15 protein-coding genes and 1 tRNA gene are annotated in these 15,923 nt (G+C 64.4%); 10 read left to right on the forward strand and 6 right to left on the reverse strand.

Features of this window, described 5'->3' with window-relative positions:
• Positions 1–178 precede the first annotated feature (178 nt).
• Both ABXS05_RS13150 and ABXS05_RS13155 read left to right on the forward strand, forming a co-directional pair.
• The gene (locus ABXS05_RS13150) at positions 179–895 is read left to right on the forward strand and encodes an aldolase (RefSeq protein ID WP_311933729.1); all 717 of its coding nucleotides are present in this window, start codon (positions 179–181) and stop codon (positions 893–895) included.
• Complete coding sequence (locus ABXS05_RS13155; RefSeq protein ID WP_367624203.1) at positions 892–1,095, forward strand: hypothetical protein; 204 nt, start codon at positions 892–894, stop codon at positions 1,093–1,095. Before ABXS05_RS13150 ends, ABXS05_RS13155 begins: the two co-directional genes overlap by 4 nt.
• Before the next feature lie 221 nt (positions 1,096–1,316).
• On the opposite strand, the gene ABXS05_RS13160 is transcribed toward ABXS05_RS13155, so the two are convergent.
• Entirely contained in the window at positions 1,317–1,481 is a 165-nt protein-coding gene (locus tag ABXS05_RS13160; RefSeq protein WP_082979645.1) for a DUF1127 domain-containing protein, read from the reverse strand.
• Positions 1,482–1,816: 335 nt separating this feature from the next.
• On the opposite strand from ABXS05_RS13160, the gene ABXS05_RS13165 reads away from it, so the two are divergent.
• Together ABXS05_RS13165 and ABXS05_RS13170 are read left to right on the forward strand one after the other, a co-directional pair.
• Complete coding sequence (locus ABXS05_RS13165; RefSeq protein WP_367624204.1) at positions 1,817–2,689, forward strand: ROK family protein; 873 nt, start codon at positions 1,817–1,819, stop codon at positions 2,687–2,689.
• The gene (locus ABXS05_RS13170) at positions 2,686–5,079 is read left to right on the forward strand and encodes a glucan 1,4-alpha-glucosidase (protein ID WP_367624205.1); all 2,394 of its coding nucleotides are present in this window, start codon (positions 2,686–2,688) and stop codon (positions 5,077–5,079) included. The genes ABXS05_RS13165 and ABXS05_RS13170 overlap by 4 nt, the downstream gene beginning before the upstream one ends.
• Before the next feature lie 240 nt (positions 5,080–5,319).
• On the opposite strand, the gene ABXS05_RS13175 is transcribed toward ABXS05_RS13170, so the two are convergent.
• Positions 5,320–5,943 carry a LysE family translocator gene (locus tag ABXS05_RS13175; protein ID WP_367624206.1) on the reverse strand — a complete coding sequence of 208 codons (624 nt, stop codon included), beginning with the start codon at positions 5,941–5,943 and terminating at the stop codon, positions 5,320–5,322.
• 131 nt (positions 5,944–6,074) lie between these two features.
• On the opposite strand from ABXS05_RS13175, the gene ABXS05_RS13180 reads away from it, so the two are divergent.
• Both ABXS05_RS13180 and ABXS05_RS13185 read left to right on the forward strand, forming a co-directional pair.
• Positions 6,075–7,214: an FAD-dependent monooxygenase gene (locus tag ABXS05_RS13180; protein ID WP_367624207.1), complete on the forward strand. Its 1,140-nt coding sequence runs from the start codon at positions 6,075–6,077 to the stop codon at positions 7,212–7,214.
• Positions 7,215–7,250: 36 nt separating this feature from the next.
• Complete coding sequence (locus tag ABXS05_RS13185) at positions 7,251–7,922, forward strand: DUF4386 family protein (protein ID WP_367624208.1); 672 nt, start codon at positions 7,251–7,253, stop codon at positions 7,920–7,922.
• Here the strand turns inward: ABXS05_RS13185 and ABXS05_RS13190 are convergent.
• A complete protein-coding gene (locus ABXS05_RS13190) occupies positions 7,901–8,755 on the reverse strand; it encodes a hypothetical protein (protein WP_367624209.1) in 855 nt (284 codons plus the stop codon). The genes ABXS05_RS13185 and ABXS05_RS13190 overlap by 22 nt on opposite strands.
• 3 nt (positions 8,756–8,758) lie before the next feature.
• Positions 8,759–9,895: a radical SAM protein gene (locus ABXS05_RS13195; protein ID WP_367624210.1), complete on the reverse strand. Its 1,137-nt coding sequence runs from the start codon at positions 9,893–9,895 to the stop codon at positions 8,759–8,761.
• Positions 9,896–10,569: 674 nt separating this feature from the next.
• Here ABXS05_RS13195 and ABXS05_RS13200 point away from each other — a divergent pair.
• The 3 genes from ABXS05_RS13200 (at position 10,570) to ABXS05_RS13210 (ending at position 13,529) form a co-directional block, all read left to right on the forward strand.
• Complete coding sequence (locus tag ABXS05_RS13200) at positions 10,570–11,751, forward strand: aminotransferase-like domain-containing protein (RefSeq protein WP_437178662.1); 1,182 nt, start codon at positions 10,570–10,572, stop codon at positions 11,749–11,751.
• Positions 11,752–11,831: 80 nt separating this feature from the next.
• Entirely contained in the window at positions 11,832–12,323 is a 492-nt protein-coding gene (locus ABXS05_RS13205; RefSeq protein WP_311933746.1) for a hypothetical protein, read from the forward strand.
• 300 nt (positions 12,324–12,623) lie between these two features.
• The gene (locus ABXS05_RS13210) at positions 12,624–13,529 is read left to right on the forward strand and encodes a substrate-binding domain-containing protein (protein WP_149255506.1); all 906 of its coding nucleotides are present in this window, start codon (positions 12,624–12,626) and stop codon (positions 13,527–13,529) included.
• Positions 13,530–13,895: 366 nt separating this feature from the next.
• On the opposite strand, the gene ABXS05_RS13215 is transcribed toward ABXS05_RS13210, so the two are convergent.
• A complete protein-coding gene (locus ABXS05_RS13215; protein ID WP_367624212.1) occupies positions 13,896–14,525 on the reverse strand; it encodes a TetR/AcrR family transcriptional regulator in 630 nt (209 codons plus the stop codon).
• Between the two features lie 113 nt (positions 14,526–14,638).
• On the opposite strand from ABXS05_RS13215, the gene ABXS05_RS13220 reads away from it, so the two are divergent.
• Positions 14,639–15,391 carry an SDR family oxidoreductase gene (locus ABXS05_RS13220; RefSeq protein ID WP_367624213.1) on the forward strand — a complete coding sequence of 251 codons (753 nt, stop codon included), beginning with the start codon at positions 14,639–14,641 and terminating at the stop codon, positions 15,389–15,391.
• A 269-nt stretch (positions 15,392–15,660) separates the two neighbouring features.
• Here ABXS05_RS13220 and ABXS05_RS13225 read toward each other — a convergent pair.
• Positions 15,661–15,735, reverse strand: a tRNA-Gly gene (locus ABXS05_RS13225).
• Between the last annotated feature and the right edge of the window lie 188 nt (positions 15,736–15,923).

Here is a 15,923-nt window from a genome sequence, read left to right on the forward strand (position 1 = left end):
CCATGGATGCATATTTCGATGAAGGTGTGGCAAGTTCCGCCTCCGGCGTCAATCGGCTGCATGCGTCAGGCGATACCGAGGAAACACCGCTGACAGGCCAGCGCGGCATCATGGCCGTTGCCGTCGGCGCGCCGGCACGGGATAAGGGAGCTTTCCATCCCGTGATCGGACAAATGCAATGCCTGATATCGACGTCTATCGCCGCGAACTCGCGGCCGCCTTCCGCCTTGCCGCGAAGTTCGACTTCAACGAGGGCATCTGCAACCATTTCTCGGTGCAGGTCCCCGGCGCCGAAGAGCGGTATCTCTTCAATCCTTATGGGGTTCACTGGTCGGAGATGCGCCCGGCCGACCTTCTCCTCGTCGATGGGCAAGGGCAGATCCTGGAGGGCGAAGGCGAACTGGAGGCGACGGCCCGCAACATCCATATTGCCGGGCATCGCGCCAATCCGCGCCATCTTTGCCTGCTTCATACCCATATGCCCTGGGCCACCAGCCTCACCATGATCGAGGGGGGCCGGCTCGAAATGGCGCACCAGACGGCGGCCCGCTTCTACGGCCGTACCGCCTATAACGACGAATTCGGGGGCTTTGCCTCGGGTGAGAAGGAAGGCGAGCGCATCGCCAGCTCCGCCAAGTCGGACCAGAAGGCCGACATCGTCTTCCTGGCTCATCATGGCGTCATCGTCGGCGGTCCGTCCGTCGCAACGGCCTTCGACGATCTCTATTATCTCGACCGGGCCTGCCGGCAGCAGGTGCTGGCCATGTCGACCGGCCGGCCACTCAAGCTCATTCCCCAACAGGTCATCGAGAGCACCGCGCGCGAATGGATGACCGTGCTCGATCACCAGGCCAAGCTGCATTTCGACGCGCTGATGCGGATCGACGGCCTATGACCACCCTGCGCTGGATCCGGATCCGCCAGAACGCCAGGGCAGAATTGTGGAAGCTCGACAAGCCGCTGCCCGAGGGCGGCGTGGCGACCTTCTATCGCGGCCGGCTCTTCGAACAGAAGGGTGGCGAGCGGATAAAGCTGGACGAGGAAGCCAAGTTCACCGAGGCCGAGCCGGCCTTGGCCTGGTTCGAACGCCAATAGAGCTCCCAAGGCCGTTTGCGCATAGCATGAGCCATGCGCTGAGCGTGGATGACCGGCGGACGCGCCCTGCACGGCCGATGATGTAGTCACTGCCGCCCTTCGCAGGTGCAGCATGGACTGTCCTGCTCTTCTTCACGGAATCGGCTCGAGCAATAATCAAAGAAAAAGCCGCCGGGAACCATCCCGGCGGCTTCGCATTCCGTAACGGACGCTAAGCTCGATTAGCGAGCGGCGCCGCGAGCAATTTCCTCGATACGGCCACGGAAGATGCCGAGATCAGCAAGCTCGCGGTCATCAAGAGCCGAAAGAGCCTGAAGGGTACGGCGATAATTGCGATAGGCCGTGAAACGAGAAGCGATCGAAGAAACAAAACCGAAGAGAACCATAACACTTACTTTCCAGAGAGATTGATTTGTTGCAGTGCATATACTCCTCTTTTGCACCGCACGGTAAAAAATCGCACAGACCGGCGCGTATGCCCGGTATGCGGCGGCTGCATGGATTTTGTGCATAGCGCTTAGCAATGGGGCAACATTCTGCCTCAATCGAATGCCCCCAGCCCGATCCGAGGCGGATTCCGCCTCCGAATTGCCGCAGGGGTAACCAAGCTGATAGGATCACCACCAAAATAAAGCCGGCAACACAAGCCAGCCACAATTGCGCCTTTCCATCGACGAAAGCCCGGTTGGGCTGGGGTCGCCGTCAATCAGGGAGCCTGCCCGTGGCCAAGGAGACATCCGACATCCTCGCCATCGACATTGGAGGCACCGGCCTCAAGGCGGCGATCGTCAATCCGAGCGGGCAGATGCAGGGAGAGCGGGTGCGGGTGCCTACGCCCCATCCCTGCCCACCCGATCTGCTGGTCGAGACACTGGCCGAGTTGGTCGCGCCCCTTTCGGCCTATGGCCGCATCTCGGTGGGCTTTCCCGGCCTGGTGCGACATGGCCGCATCCTCACCGCGCCGCACCTCGCACCCGAAGGCTGGGACGGCTTTCCACTCGGGCAGAAGCTCGCCGCCCAACTCGGCAACAAGCCGATACGGCTGATCAACGATGCGGAGGTCCAGGGCCTCGGCCTGATCAAAGGCAAGGGCATCGAGCTTGCCCTGACGCTGGGCACGGGCGCGGGCACGGCGGTGTTCCGCGACGGCGAGCTGATGCCGCATATGGAACTGGCTCACCACCCCATCACCCGCACCAAGACCTATGACGACTATATCGGCGAGGCGGCACGGGAGAAGATCGGCAACAAGCGCTGGAACAAGCGGCTGAGGCACGTCATCGACGTGCTCTTCGTGCTGTTCCACTATGACCACCTCTATCTCGGCGGCGGCAACACCAAGCATGTGAAGCTCGCGCTGCCGGCCAATGTCACGCTCGGCTCCAATGATGCCGGCCTCGACGGCGGCGCTGCCCTGTGGCGCCTGAAGAATTTCCACGAATCCGAGGAAGCGCCCGAACCGTCTTCCAGGACCAGGACATCGCCCAAGGCCAAGGCGTCCGCCACGGCCAAGCCCGCTGCCACGGCCAAGTCCTCCCGCAAAGCCAAGATAGCCGACAAGGCCACCCCCATCGGCAAGAAGACCAAGGCATGAGCGAGACTGCCTCACCTCCCGGAGCCCCTGGCGTCGAGCCGCGCTGGACCTCGGCGGCCAAGAGCGGCATCGGCACCGCCGGTTCCGCGTCGAGCCGGGTCTGGTTTGCCCTCAGCCATGGCATCCTCAACGAGATCTATTATCCGCGCATCGACCTTGCCTGCATCAGGGATTGCGGCCTCCTCGTCACGGCCGCGGACTATTTTTCTGAAGAAAAGCGCGACGCCGACGGCGATATCCGCATGGAGAGCGACGGCACCCCCGTCTTCGAACTCGTCAACACGGCGCAGGACGGGCGCTACCGCATCCGCAAGACCATCCTGGCCGACCCCTTCCGCGACAGCCTGCTGCAGGACATCCGCTTCGAAGCCCTGAAGGGCGAGGCCGAGGATTACGGCCTGCACGTGCTGCTATCGCCGCATCTGGTCAATCAGGGCAGCCGCAACACCGCCTGGGTCGACGACTACAAGGGGCACGGCCTGCTGATGGCCAGCGGCAGCTATGGCTATTCGCTCGCCCTCGCCGCCTCGGTTCCCTGGCAGGCCCGCTCGGCCGGCTATGTCGGTTTTTCCGATGGCTGGCAGACCCTCAAACGCGGCGAAGGCGTGAATTCCGACTGGCTTCGCGCCGAAGACGGCAATGTCGCGCTGAGCGGCACGCTCGACCTTCGCGGCAGCCAGGGCCGCGTCCTGCTCACCCTCGGCCTCGGCCTGCGACCGGAGGAAGCGGCCCTCAACGCCATCGCCAGCCTGCAGCAGGGGCTCGAGCCCGCACGCCGGCGCGTGCGCGCGATCTGGCAGGGCTGGCAGGCCGGGCTTGAGGATCTCGATCATGTCAGCCCCGCCCGGGGCACCAGCTACCGCACCAGCACCGCCGTGCTCGCCGCCCATCGCACCGGCGCCTTCACGGGCGGCGCCATCGCCAGCCTGTCGACGCCCTGGGGCTACAACAAGGGCGATAACGACCTTGGCGGCTATCATCTGGTCTGGCCGCGCGACCTGGTCGAGACCGCCGGCGGCTTCCTGGCGGCCGGAAGCCCGGCCGACGCGCGCGGCATCCTCGACTATCTGGCCGCCATCCAGGAGGGCGACGGCCATTGGGCCCAAAACAACTGGATCGACGGCCATCCCTATTGGGACGGCATCCAGATGGACGAGACCGCCTTTCCCATCCTGCTCTTCGACATGCTGGTGCGTGCCGGCAGCCTGGATGCGGCGGAGGCCCGTCGCTTCCTGCCGATGGTGGAGCGCGCGGCGAGCTTCGTGCTGCGCAACGGCCCCGTCACCGACGAGGACCGCTGGGAAGAGGACGCCGGCTATTCACCCTTCACGCTTGCTGTCGAGATATCAGCCCTCCTCGCCGCCGCCGACGCCATGGACGCAGCGGATCGCCCGGATGCCGCCACGCTGCTGCGCGAGACGGCGGATGAATGGCATGCCGAGATCGATGCCTGGACCTTCGCCAGCGATACCGACCTGGCGCACACACTGGGCATTCCCGGCTATTATGTCCGCATCGGCCCCGGCGACAGCGAGGATGGCCCGGGCCTCGGCGGCACCGTCGCCATCAAGAACCGCTCCGCCCAGGAAGCCGTGCTCAGCGCCAAGATGCTGCTCAGTCCCGATGCCCTCGCTTTGGTGCGCTTTGGCCTCAGGGCCGCCGACGACCCGCGCATGGTGGCGACTGTGAAGGCGATCGACCATCTCCTGAAAAGAGACCTGCCCAGCGGCCCCTGCTGGTATCGCTACAACAACGACGGCTATGGCGAGCACGAGGACGGCTCGGCCTTCGATGGCACCGGCGTCGGCCGGCTCTGGCCGCTCCTGACCGGTGAAAGGGCGCATTACGAGCTCGCCGCCGGCAGGCCGGAGGAAGCCCGGCGCCTGCTGGCCGCGCTCGAAGCGTCGGCAGGGCCTGGTGGCCAGTTGCCCGAACAGATCTGGGACGGCCCGGACCTGCCGGAGCACGAACTCTTCCTCGGCAAGCCGACCGGCAGCGCCATGCCGCTGGTCTGGGCCCATGGCGAGCATATCAAGCTGCTTCGCTCGCTGCGCGACGGGGCTGTGTTCGACACCCCGCCCCAGACGGTCGAACGCTATCTCAAACGCAAGATCGTCAGCAACCGCCGTTTCTGGCGGCTCAACCACCAGCGCCACACCATCGCCCCCGGCCAGATCCTGCGCATCGAGCTCACCGACCTCTCCGCCCTTCGCTGGAGCTTTGACGGATGGGCGAGCCACGACGAGGGCCGAACCCATGACGCGGGCCTGTCCCTCCACGTCCTCGACCTGCCGACCTCGGCCCTGTCCGCCGGCAGCGAGATCCGCTTCCGCCTCGCCCCGATCGGCGGCCCCTGGCTGGAGGCGGATTATCGGGTCACGGTGGGATGAGAAAGTGCGTTCTTCTCGGCTAAGGTCGCGGTGCCCCTCACCCGCACCCTCTCCCCGCGGGCGGGGCGAGGGGACTTTGGCCGCGCATTTCATAGCGCAAGCATCCCATCTCGCCCTGCCGTCGCGCGAGATGAAAGATCTGAGGGTTAGTCGCGACGCTTGCGCCCCCTCGCCCCGTTCTTACGGGGAGAGGATAGCGGTGAGGGGCAGCGCCCCCTGCAAAAGAAGCAAGCAACCGCCCTATGACCCCGCCCCCGTCAGGGCTGATGCCATCATCCAGACGGCGACCAGAGCCAGCATGAAAGCATAGATGAAGCCCTGGATCCGCATGGCCTGTGGCGAGGAGAAGCGCCGGGCCAGCCACATCGCACCGAGCGTCCAGACGAAATGCGAGACCAGGCTGAGCACGGTGAGGGCAACGGCGATGATCAGGGCGTTGGCGACCAGGCCCTTATCCGCCAACTGGAACTGGGCGTAGATGATGAGCAGGAGCGTCAGCCCCTTCACGTTCAGGCCCTGCACCAGCATGCCGCCCCAAAACCCCATCGGCTGCGCTCCGCTCGCCGCCGGAGCGTCCGGCGAGGCTCCCCGCGCCATTTCGAAGGCGATATAGAGCACCACCAGCGCCCCGACGAGCTGCACCATGGTGAGCAGGCCGGGATAGTTGACCAGAAAACCGGTCACACCCAGGCCCACCACCAAGGCGGGCAGGAACACCATCAGGTCCATGCCGAGGATCATCGGCACCGAGCGCACCACACCATGGCGGCTGCCCGAGGCCGCGCAGAGGAAATTGGTGGGCCCGGGGCTGAACATCAGCGGGAAGACGAGCAGGAACAGCTTGACGAAGGCTTCGACACTCACCGGACGGCTCCGCCGTCATCCTGCCGAGAGTTCATCCCCGCCCCTTTTTCCGTTTTACAGCCGCCCGCACCCATACGACAATCAACCTCGTTCAGGCCTGCGGACACCCGGTTCGAACGGATCATACAAACATGTCGGGATTTCCCGAAGTCATCATCATCGGCGGGGGCATAGGCGGACTGGCCGTGGCCAACGCCCTGACGCAGGCGGGCATGAGCTGGGAGATCTACGAGCGCTCGCCGCGCATCGGGCTCGGCGGCACCGGCCTCACGCTCTGGCCCAATGCCCTCAGGGCGCTCGGCCGGCTCGGCCTCGACCACGGCGTCCAGACCCTGGCCGACCCGTTGGAGCTGGGCGAGATCTATGATTGGCGGCAAAGGCCGCTGAAAACCATCCCGCTCACGCCGGTGCGCGAGCGTAGCGGCCTGCCTCTACTCTGCCTGCGCCGGGTCGACCTCTATGCCGAGTTGCTGCGGCCGCTCGATCCCGCCAGGATCCATACCGGCAGCCGCTGCATCGGCTATCGGCGCGAGGCGGAGGGCGCCAGCCTGACCTTCGAGGATGGCACGATGCGCAGCGCCCCCCTGGTGGTGGCGGCCGACGGCGTGCGCTCCTTCCTGCGCGATGCCATGATCGGCGCCTCGCCCTTGCGCTATGTCGGTTGGATGACCTGGCGCGGCGTCGCCAAGCTGTCGCCCGGCAGCTTTCCGAAAGGCCGCTACCGCGAGTTCTTCGGCCGCGGCAGCCGCTTCGGCGTGTTCTGGATCCGCGACGACTATGTCTACTGGTACGGCACGCTCAACAGCGCCGTGCACGACAAACCCGCCATCCATCCCGCCCACAAGGCCGAGGCCCTGGCGCATTTCGCGGACTGGCCGCCCCTCGCGCATGCCGTGATCGGTGCGACCGATCCGGAGGACCTGGTGCGCACCGGTGTCTATGACACGCTGCCGCTCCCCCGCTGGACCGACGGCGCCCTCACTCTGCTCGGCGATGCCGCCCATCCGATGACGCCCGATCTCGGCCAGGGCGCCTGCCAGGCCATCGAGGATGCCCTCGCTCTGGCGCAATGCCTGAAGGCCGGGCCCGACCTTACCAAGGCTTTGGAGACCTATCAGGCCATCGGGCTGGCGCGCACAACGCCCCTGGTGGCGCGCTCGCGCAAGATCGGCAAGATGCGGCAATGGCAGACGCCGGTAACGGCCACGCTGCGCAACACCATCATGCGGCTGATGCCGCAAGGCGCCATCCTCAAACTGTTCGAAACCTGATGGCCGATGGCAGTGGAAACCGTACGGGGCACTCCGATGAATAGAACCGCCGGCATCGTGTGCCTCATCTGTGCCCTCAGCTATGCGGCGACCGGCGCGACCTTCTTTCTCGACCCGACCTCGCAGTTCAAGACCGGCACGCTCGACTATTGGAACGCGCTGGCGAGTGCGCCGCTCGGGCGCCAGGCTTTCCTGATGGCCTTCGCTTTGGCCGGCCTCACCGCTTTCTGCGCCATGGGCGAAGTACAGCGCCTGATCGGCCCCACGAGCGGCCTCGCCCGGCTCGCCGCCTCGCTCGGCCAGCTCGGCTTCGGTGTCACCGCCATCAGCTATATCCGCCTGCTCGGCGGTGAGGCTCAACGCGCGCAGGCCTTCGCGGCGGGTTCGGAGGCGGTGCGGCAGTCGATCACCTCCTTCTCCCTCGTCCTCGACCCGCAGGGCTGGCTGATCTTCTTCCTGAGCGGACTGAGCCTGCTGCTGTTCGGCGCGCTAGGCTGGCGGTTCGGTACCCTCCCCAAGGCCCTAGCTGTGCTCGGCATGGCTGGTGGGCTGCTCTATATCGTCGCCTTCATTGCACGCGCCAACCAGCAGATGCTGATCGTCGACGTCGCCGCTGGCCTTGGCGGCGTCATCGTCGGCCCGCTCTGGTGGGCCGGCCTTGCCCTGCGCTTCCTCAGATCCGGCGATCAGGCCTCGGCGAGGCGATAGGGCTCGAGGCCCTCGCGTTCGACCTTGCGCTGCCACTCCCTGAGGGCACGCACATGGTAGAACGGCACGTGCCGGAACCAGAGGTCGCGCCAGCGCGTGAATACCGGCTCGATGCCCCTGATCATCCGCAGCACAGGCTCGTCGCCTGATTTGTCCCATTGCCGGGACACGGTGCAGAAACCGCCATGGCTGGAAAGCGCCAGATTGAACAGGAGGCGGTAGAGCGGCCTCGGCACAAGACGGCCAAGATGCCGGCGCCAGGTCGGGCCGGCTGCCACCCCCGCCCCGTCGGCGAAGTCCGTCAGCCGCACTTCCGCTTCGACCCGGATCCGGGCCAGGCTTGCGATACGGACCACGAAGCCCACACAGCTCTGGTCGAGCAGGTCGAAGCCGAGTTCGCCCTCACCCTTGCCGCGCTGCATCTGCTCGATACGGGTGCAGATGCCGTCAAAGGCCGGCCGCGACAAGGCGATGCGGGTGATCAGCGGGTTCCAGGCGATACGGTCATATTTATCCGGCAGCAGCAGCATGCCCGGCATGCGCAGGCCGGGGAAATCATCCGGCTCGACGCCGGTGCTCTCATCCGGAAAGAAGCCGATGGGGCGAATGCCGCCCTCCTCGTCGACCAGCCGGATGAAGGCATGCCCGTGATCGCGCACCAGCCCCGGCACCTCCGCCTTGCAGACGGAGACGATCTCCAGGACGGGTGTTCCAGGGCGCTCGGCCTCGGCGAGCCAGCGCACGGGCCGGAGCTCCGTCCACAGGGCCCGCTCGTCGATCGGGCCCCGCTTGCCGAGATCCAGCCGATCGGCCTTGCGCTGCCGCCACAGCATGGCTCATTCCGCGGCAACGGCCCAATCGGCCCGCCGCAAATAGCTGCGGTCGGAAACGACATGCAGGTTGCGCGCCTCGAAGCCGGCGACGAACTCCTCATGGCTGGCGAAATAATGCATGAACTGCTCGCCCGACATCACCTCCTCGAAGGTCGGTGTCGCCTCGGCAACGCCGCGCACCCGCTCGAACATGGTGTCGAGTTCCGATTGCTTGAAATCGAGATAGGCGCCCGGCGAGATCTGGACCAGGGTCGAGGTAAAGCAGCAGGCCGTCTCGACGCAGTCGGTCTGGATATCCGGCGGCACCCGTCCATTGGCGAAGACCCAGGCCATGCGGTCGGGAAAAGCCAAAAGATAGATGGCGGCGATCAGCTCGAAATTGCCCTGGGTATCGAAGTCGAACTCGCTGGCGGGGCGGTTGTCGCTCGCCTGGGTCAGAATCGGGTTCCAGGCCGGCATGCCGATGATCAAGGGCTCGACCGCATCGCCATAATGCTCGATCAGCCGGCGGCCATGCAGGACGACGGAGAGGATATCGGCCTCGGTGACCTTGGACAGGCCGATCATGGCCCCGAGCCCGGCCTGCAGGCCGGCGCGGATGGCCAGTTCCTGCGAGCGCAGCCGATGCAGGAAACCGACGGGTTCGTCGGTCTTCTTCTGCAGGCGCAATTGCTCGTCGACACCCCAGGCTTTCGGTCCGCTCGGAATATGATAGCCGTAGAGTTCGCGGTCATAGGTCTCCTGCCAGGTCAGCACGCAATCGAGCCCCTCCTGCCGGAGGTCGCGATAATGCTGCTCATGCATCGGCACCAGGCAGACCGAGACGCGCGCCTCGGGGTTGACCGCCGACGTTTCTTCCTTGAGGCCGCGCACCAACCCCTTGAGGTGCTGCTGCAACAGGGTCAGGTCGTCACCGCCGGCGATCTCGAAATGCGAGAAACCCTTGCGCGCCAGGATGCGCGCCTGCTCGCGGATGGCGGTTTCGGTGATGGAAAGGCGCACCATCTCCTTGTTGTCGGCGCGCCAGCCGCAGAAACGGCAGGTGCTGGCGCAAAAGGAGGTCACCTCGATCGGCACCATCGTCGCCACGCTCTGGCCGAAGGTTCTCCGGCGCTGCATGCGGGCCGCGTCGACAACCATCGTGCGAAGTGCCTGATCCGGTCTTTGACGCACGAGGTGGAGAAGAGTGGCCGTTTCCTCAGGCAATAAACCCGTCAACGGCTCCCTATTCTCCAAGATGTTCGAGATGAGATCAGCGCGCTCGGATGCCGTTATATCGGCAGATATTTCATTCCCTTTAAATAACTCTAGAGAACTATCAAAAATCGAGAGATAGAAAGAAGAAGAAATTGGTTCAATCATCAGATTCCCTCCAATTTCACTAGCCAAGCGAAGATCAAATCATGAATTCGAGCAATATGCAATGTTCTCCCTGCCGCTTCCAGCGCCCACTAGTGTTGTGGCATCAGTAGAAACAGGGATAATAGTACCAGTACAGCCTCTTGGCTCAAGGCCGAGGTACCTCCGAAAACTGAAACAGTCACCATCGTGATGGAAATCCACGCGCCGGACTCTCTGGCGGCCAACCGCTCGCCGACGAATGTCGTCCCCCCGGTTCGCGCAACAAGCGAAAAAATACGTCAGCATTATTGACATATTTTTTCGCAGGGAGGATGCTGCACGCAACATGAGCATCGCGCCCTGAAATTGGGCAGGCGATGCGATGGCCATATGACGGCAAGCACCTCGCGGCCGTCTGTCAGGAGAACAGGACCTTGGACTGGGAAGCGATCTTCGCCACGCGGGCGGGACGGATGCGTGCCTCGGAAATCCGCGAACTTTTGAAACTGCTTGAGCAGCCGGACATCATTTCCTTCGCCGGCGGCATTCCCGACCCCGCTCTGTTTCCGAACGAAGCGTTCCGGACGGCCTATGCCAGCGTGCTCGGTGATGTCAGTGCCGGCGCGGCGCTGCAATATTCCACCAGCGAGGGCTTTCCGCCCCTGCGCGACTGGGTGGTCAGGCAGATGCGGCGCATCGGCGTGGCCTGCGGGCCGGACAACATCCTGATCACTTCGGGGTCGCAACAGGCGCTCGACTATCTCGGCAAGCTCTTGCTCTCGCCCGGCGACACTGCCCTCGTCACCTGGCCGACCTATCTCGGCGCGCTGCAGGCCTTCAATGCCTATGAGCCGCGCTACGACAGGCTGGCGCCGGTGGAAGGCAACATGACCCCCTCGGCCTATGCCGATGCCGCCGCAAAGGCAGGCGGCCGGGTGAAGTTCGCCTATCTGACCCCGGATTTCGCCAACCCCACCGGCGAGACACTGGACCAAGCCGGGCGTGAGCGCGTGCTCGACCTCGCGCGCGAGCTCGACATCGTGGTGATCGAGGACACAGCCTATCAGTCGCTACGCTATGACGGCGCCGACGTGCCGCCGATCCTGGCGCTCGACATCGCCCGCGAGGGCGGTATCGATGCCACCCGCACCATCTCCTGCGGCAGCTTCTCCAAGACGCTGGCGCCGGGCCTGCGCATGGGCTGGATCTGCGCCGCCGCCGGCGTGATCAAGAAGCTGGTGCTGATGAAGCAGGCTTCCGACCTGCACAGCCCCACCATCAACCAGATGGCGATGCACCACGTGGCCGAGCACGCCTTCCCGGCCCAAGTCGAGAAGATCCGCGGCGCCTATCGCCATCGCCGCGACCGCATGCTGGCGGCGCTGGAACGCCACATGCCCGAGGGCGTGCGCTGGTCGCGCCCCGAAGGCGGCATGTTCGTGTGGGTGACGCTGCCCGATGGCATGGATGGCGCCCGCCTGCTGGCCCGCGCCATCGAGACCGCCCGCATCGCCTTCGTGCCCGGCCGGGCCTTCCATGCCGACGGCTCGGGCGCCAACACGATCAGGCTCTCTTTCTCGCTGGCCAATGACACCGCGATCGACCAGGGCATCGAACGGCTCGGCCGCGTCATCCGCGAAGCTGGCGCGGCCTGATCGCAGCGGCCCTGTTTCCTCTGTTATCAGCTTCGGAATGTGCTTAAATCCGAAGCAGGTACAGTCCACGGAACGGGATCATGACGGCAGAACCGACGAGACCGGCGTTTTCCAATCGCCTGCTGGATTGGACCGGCCTCGGCCTGCTCTATGCCCTGCTCCTGGCTGTCCCGTTTTTCGGCGCGCGCTGGCTCGGTGAGATGCTGCCCTCGATCTTCCATCCGATCGGCCGTATCGTCGCCAATGCCGTGGTGATGCCGTTCTTCTATCTGTGCCTGCATCTCATCCTCCGGCGCTTCGGCGCGCGGGTGCAGAACTTCATCATGCTGGTGGTACTGATCTACGGCATCGCCACCTATATCGAACTCCAGCGAGCTTTGCGGACAGGCGACAACAATGCCTGGTTCAGCGCCTTCGTCGCCGCGGTCTACACGCTCGGCTTCGCCGCGCTCACCATCAACAGCCTGATCGCCTGGCGGCGCGAAAAGCGCGCCGAGCGCCTGGTGGCAGAGCGTGAAGAGGCGGAACGGCAGGCCGAGGCCTTCGCCAAGGCTCGCCAGATCGGGCCCTGACGCAGCCTGTACAGGCCTGCCGGAGCCAGCGCGCCGGCCTTCGATCCACAGAAGCAAGGCTCGATCCCGCGTGATTCCGCCGGATCGAAAAACCTGTCAGCACAAGAAGAGTGGAATCTGCGGCATCCGGCAGTGCCCGCCGATGTAGGATGTTTCGTCGGGGACGCGCGAACCAGCCCTGGGGGCCGGCCGCAACCTCACAAGCACAACAAACAATCACATCGGGAGGATCTGATGTCACTGAAAGTACTGGCCGGGCGGGTAGCGCGCTGGGGTCTCGGCGCCGGCGCCGCGCTGTGCATGGCGTTCTCGTCTGCACCGTCGCCGGCAGAGGCGGCTCCAAAGACGTTCTACTGGATCTCCCATGGCTCGGCCGCCGACCCGGTCTGGACCTATTTCCTGGCCGGCGCCGAGCAATGGGCCAAGGACACCGGCAACAAGGTCAACACCTCCTTCCACAATGGCGACGTCGCCTCGCAGCAGGAAGCCATCCGGGCGGCGATCGCGGCGGGTGCCGACGGCATCGTCACGGCCAGTCCCGCAGCCGGCAGCCTGGTGAAGCCGGTCGAGGAAGCCAACGCCAAGAAGATCCCAGTGATCGCCTTCAACTCCGACGACAAGACCGTGCGCTTTTCCACCTTCGTGGGCGGCGACAACGTCAAGGCCGGCGCCGACCACGCCCGCTACCTCGTCGACAAGGGATTGGTGAAATCCGGCGATTTCGTCTGGATGCCGGTGGAAGTGCCCGGCGCTACCTATGGCGCCGACCAGGAAAAGGGCATCGCCAGCGTGTTCAAGCCGCTGAACATCAGCTGGGAGGTCACCGATTCGACGCTGGACCAGGCCGACATCATCTCGCGCATGAGCGACTACCTCACGGCCAATCGCAGCAAGATCAAGGCGATTCTCCCGCTTGGCGATCTCGTCTCCGGCTCGATCAAGCGCGTGTTCGACCAGGTCGGCGTGAAGCCCGGCGAAATTCCGGTGGTCGGCTGGGGCAATTCGCTCGATACCGCCAACGAGGTGCAGGACGGCTATGTTCTGGCGGCGGCCTGGCAGGACCCGCAGGCCCAGAGCTATCTCGCCCTCTCGCTTGCCGCGATGCAGGCCGGTGGAATCAAGCCCGGCTTCGACATCACCACCGGCTCGATGTACGAAAAGGACAAGGCCGCCGACTTCATCGCCTTGATGGGCGGCAAGAAGTAGGGAGCTACGTCATTCCCCGTTGGCAAAGGCCTTACGGAGGCTGCGCAGAATGTCGGCCATGCGGTCGCGGCTCGGCGCAGCCTTGTGCTCCACCAGCAGTTCGACGCCGTCCGCGGTGCGGTAGCGATAGAAGAAGGTGGGAACGCCAAACTTCTCGCGACATTAGAGCATCGCGCCGAAAAGTGGGTACCGGTTTTCGGCAAAAAAGATGCGGCAACAAGGAATTTCAGCATCGAGCCTGATTCAGAAATCAGGTTCGATGCTGTAGATCTCTAACCCAACCCGCTCCTCATACCTTAATTTTGCTGTCTCACATATGGGGCGTAGTCCAGCGCCCAGTTGAAACAGGCTCTTGGACTCGGGCTCTCAGGGCCCCGCCAGCGACGGCCAGGCCGCCATGGCCGAAGTGACGGCGGAATTCAGTTCGTCCGGCCCGGTCCCGCCCCGCGCGCTGAGGCTCAAGCCCTTGTGGACGGTAGCATAGAAGGCGGCGACGGCGCGGATATCGGTCCCGGCGGCGACATCGCCGTCCTCAACACCCTTGCGCAGCCGTGTCGAGAAGTTCTCGTCATTAGCCGCGCGCAATTCGCAAAGGCTCGCCGCGAGTTCGGGAGACATGTCGCAGGCCTCCCCGGCCGTCTGTTCGACCATACATCCGCTCGGGAAATCCGTACGGGAGAAGACGGTGACAGCGTTGCGCAACAGGCCTTCAATACTTTCGCGTGCCGTCGGCAGCTCCATGATGCGCAACACGATTTCCTTGTGAAGCGCCACATAGTGATCGAGGGCCGCACGATAGAGGTTCTCCTTGGAACCGAAGGCTGCGTAGAGGCTGGGCGAGGCGATGCCCATGGCGCCAGTGAGGTCACTCATTGAGGCGCCGGCAAAGCCCTTCGCCCAGAACACGCGCATTGCCTGTTCCAAGACCTCCTCTCGATCGAAACTGACAGGGCGGCCCCGCTTCGGAGCAAGGGGCGCCGATGGATGCGGCATCATGCGGTTCTCTTTTTTTGCTAACCGTTACATAATTCTCTTGTGCTGGCAGGGCAAGGTCGATAACCATTTCTGTGTTGAACGATACAGAAATGATCTAACCTAGGAATACTGCCATGAACATTGCCACTCTTCCTCTCGCCGGCAAGCGCGCCCTTGTTACGGGTGCGGCGCGCGGCATCGGCGCGGCCATCGCGCTGAAGCTGGCCGAAGACGGCGCCGACGTCGCTATCACTTACGAAAAATCGGCCGACAAGGCAGAGGCTCTTGCCGCTGAGATTCGTGCCCTGGGTCGCAAGGCCCTCGCCATCCAAGCCGATGCCGCCTGCCCGGAAGCCGCGAAGACAGCGGTCGAACAGACCGTGGCCGACCTCGGCGGCCTTGACATCCTGGTCAACAACGCTGGCGTCCTCATTGCGGGTGCCTTTTCCGCGCAATCACTGGAGGAGATCGACCTGCAGCTGAATGTCAATGTGCGCGGCGTTTTCGTGACCACCCAGGTTGCGCTGCAACACATCCCGAATGGCGGCCGTGTCGTCACTATCGGCAGCAATGCGGGTCTGTCTGTCCCGTTCGCTGGTATAGCAGTCTATGCGGCCACCAAATCCGCGATGGAGAGCTTCACCCGCGGTCTCGCCCGTGAACTCGGCCCTCGTGACATTACCGTCAATCTGGTCCGCCCCGGCCCAATCGACACCGACATGAACCCCGCCGACGGCCCTCTCGCGCCTTCCATCCTCCCGAGCCTGTCTATTGCCCGCTACGGCAAGACCCGGGAGGTCGCCGAGGCCGTTGCCTTCCTCGCCGGGCCTGGCGCCGCCTACGTTACCGGTTCGGGCATTCTTGTCGATGGTGGCATAAGCGCCTGAGTTACCACCCGAGGGGGCGGCCGGCCTCCTGGCACGACCCGCAGGCCCAGAGCTATCTCGCCCTCTCGCTCGCCGCGATGCAGGCCGGCGGAATCAAGCCCGGCTTCGACATCACCACCGGCTCGATGTACGAAAAGGACAAGGCCGCCGACTTCATCGCCTTGATGGGCGGCAAGAAGTAGAACCGGCGAAATTCCAGGCGGAAACGGCCCCAAAAGCAAAAAGCGGCCCCGAAGGACCGCTTTTTTGTTTTTCCCCGAAGGGACCACTGGAGCGGGCGAAGGGATTCGAACCCTCGACCCCAACCTTGGCAAGGTTGTGCTCTACCCCTGAGCTACACCCGCTTCCGTGGGCCGCAGATGCTCGTTGCATCGGCGTGGGCGCTCTATGCCAAAGCCCGTGACGGATTGCAACAGGCAAGTTTCAGTTTTTTTGCATTGCGTGTTTCATCCACAGGCCGCGCTGACATCGTCGGGGGTGACGCGGACACCGTTTCGTGCCAAAAGCGCGCCAATTCCCGATGATCTCCCCC

This window comes from Labrys neptuniae, assembly GCF_040797145.1.
Classification (GTDB): domain Bacteria; phylum Pseudomonadota; class Alphaproteobacteria; order Rhizobiales; family Labraceae; genus Labrys; species Labrys neptuniae.

Bases quoted from the DNA above. Each gene is read 5' to 3' on its own strand.
- ABXS05_RS13150 (WP_311933729.1), top strand. From the start codon at position 179: ATGCCTGATATCGACGTCTATCGCCGCGAACTCGCGGCCGCCTTCCGC.
- ABXS05_RS13155 (WP_367624203.1), top strand. From the start codon at position 892: ATGACCACCCTGCGCTGGATCCGGATCCGCCAGAACGCCAGGGCAGAA.
- ABXS05_RS13160 (WP_082979645.1), bottom strand. From the start codon at position 1,481: ATGGTTCTCTTCGGTTTTGTTTCTTCGATCGCTTCTCGTTTCACGGCC.
- ABXS05_RS13170 (WP_367624205.1), top strand. From the start codon at position 2,686: ATGAGCGAGACTGCCTCACCTCCCGGAGCCCCTGGCGTCGAGCCGCGC.
- ABXS05_RS13180 (WP_367624207.1), top strand. From the start codon at position 6,075: ATGTCGGGATTTCCCGAAGTCATCATCATCGGCGGGGGCATAGGCGGA.
- ABXS05_RS13185 (WP_367624208.1), top strand. From the start codon at position 7,251: ATGAATAGAACCGCCGGCATCGTGTGCCTCATCTGTGCCCTCAGCTAT.
- ABXS05_RS13190 (WP_367624209.1), bottom strand. From the start codon at position 8,755: ATGCTGTGGCGGCAGCGCAAGGCCGATCGGCTGGATCTCGGCAAGCGG.
- ABXS05_RS13195 (WP_367624210.1), bottom strand. From the start codon at position 9,895: ATGGTTGTCGACGCGGCCCGCATGCAGCGCCGGAGAACCTTCGGCCAG.
- ABXS05_RS13200 (WP_437178662.1), top strand. From the start codon at position 10,570: ATGCGTGCCTCGGAAATCCGCGAACTTTTGAAACTGCTTGAGCAGCCG.
- ABXS05_RS13205 (WP_311933746.1), top strand. From the start codon at position 11,832: ATGACGGCAGAACCGACGAGACCGGCGTTTTCCAATCGCCTGCTGGAT.
- ABXS05_RS13210 (WP_149255506.1), top strand. From the start codon at position 12,624: ATGGCGTTCTCGTCTGCACCGTCGCCGGCAGAGGCGGCTCCAAAGACG.
- ABXS05_RS13215 (WP_367624212.1), bottom strand. From the start codon at position 14,525: ATGATGCCGCATCCATCGGCGCCCCTTGCTCCGAAGCGGGGCCGCCCT.
- ABXS05_RS13220 (WP_367624213.1), top strand. From the start codon at position 14,639: ATGAACATTGCCACTCTTCCTCTCGCCGGCAAGCGCGCCCTTGTTACG.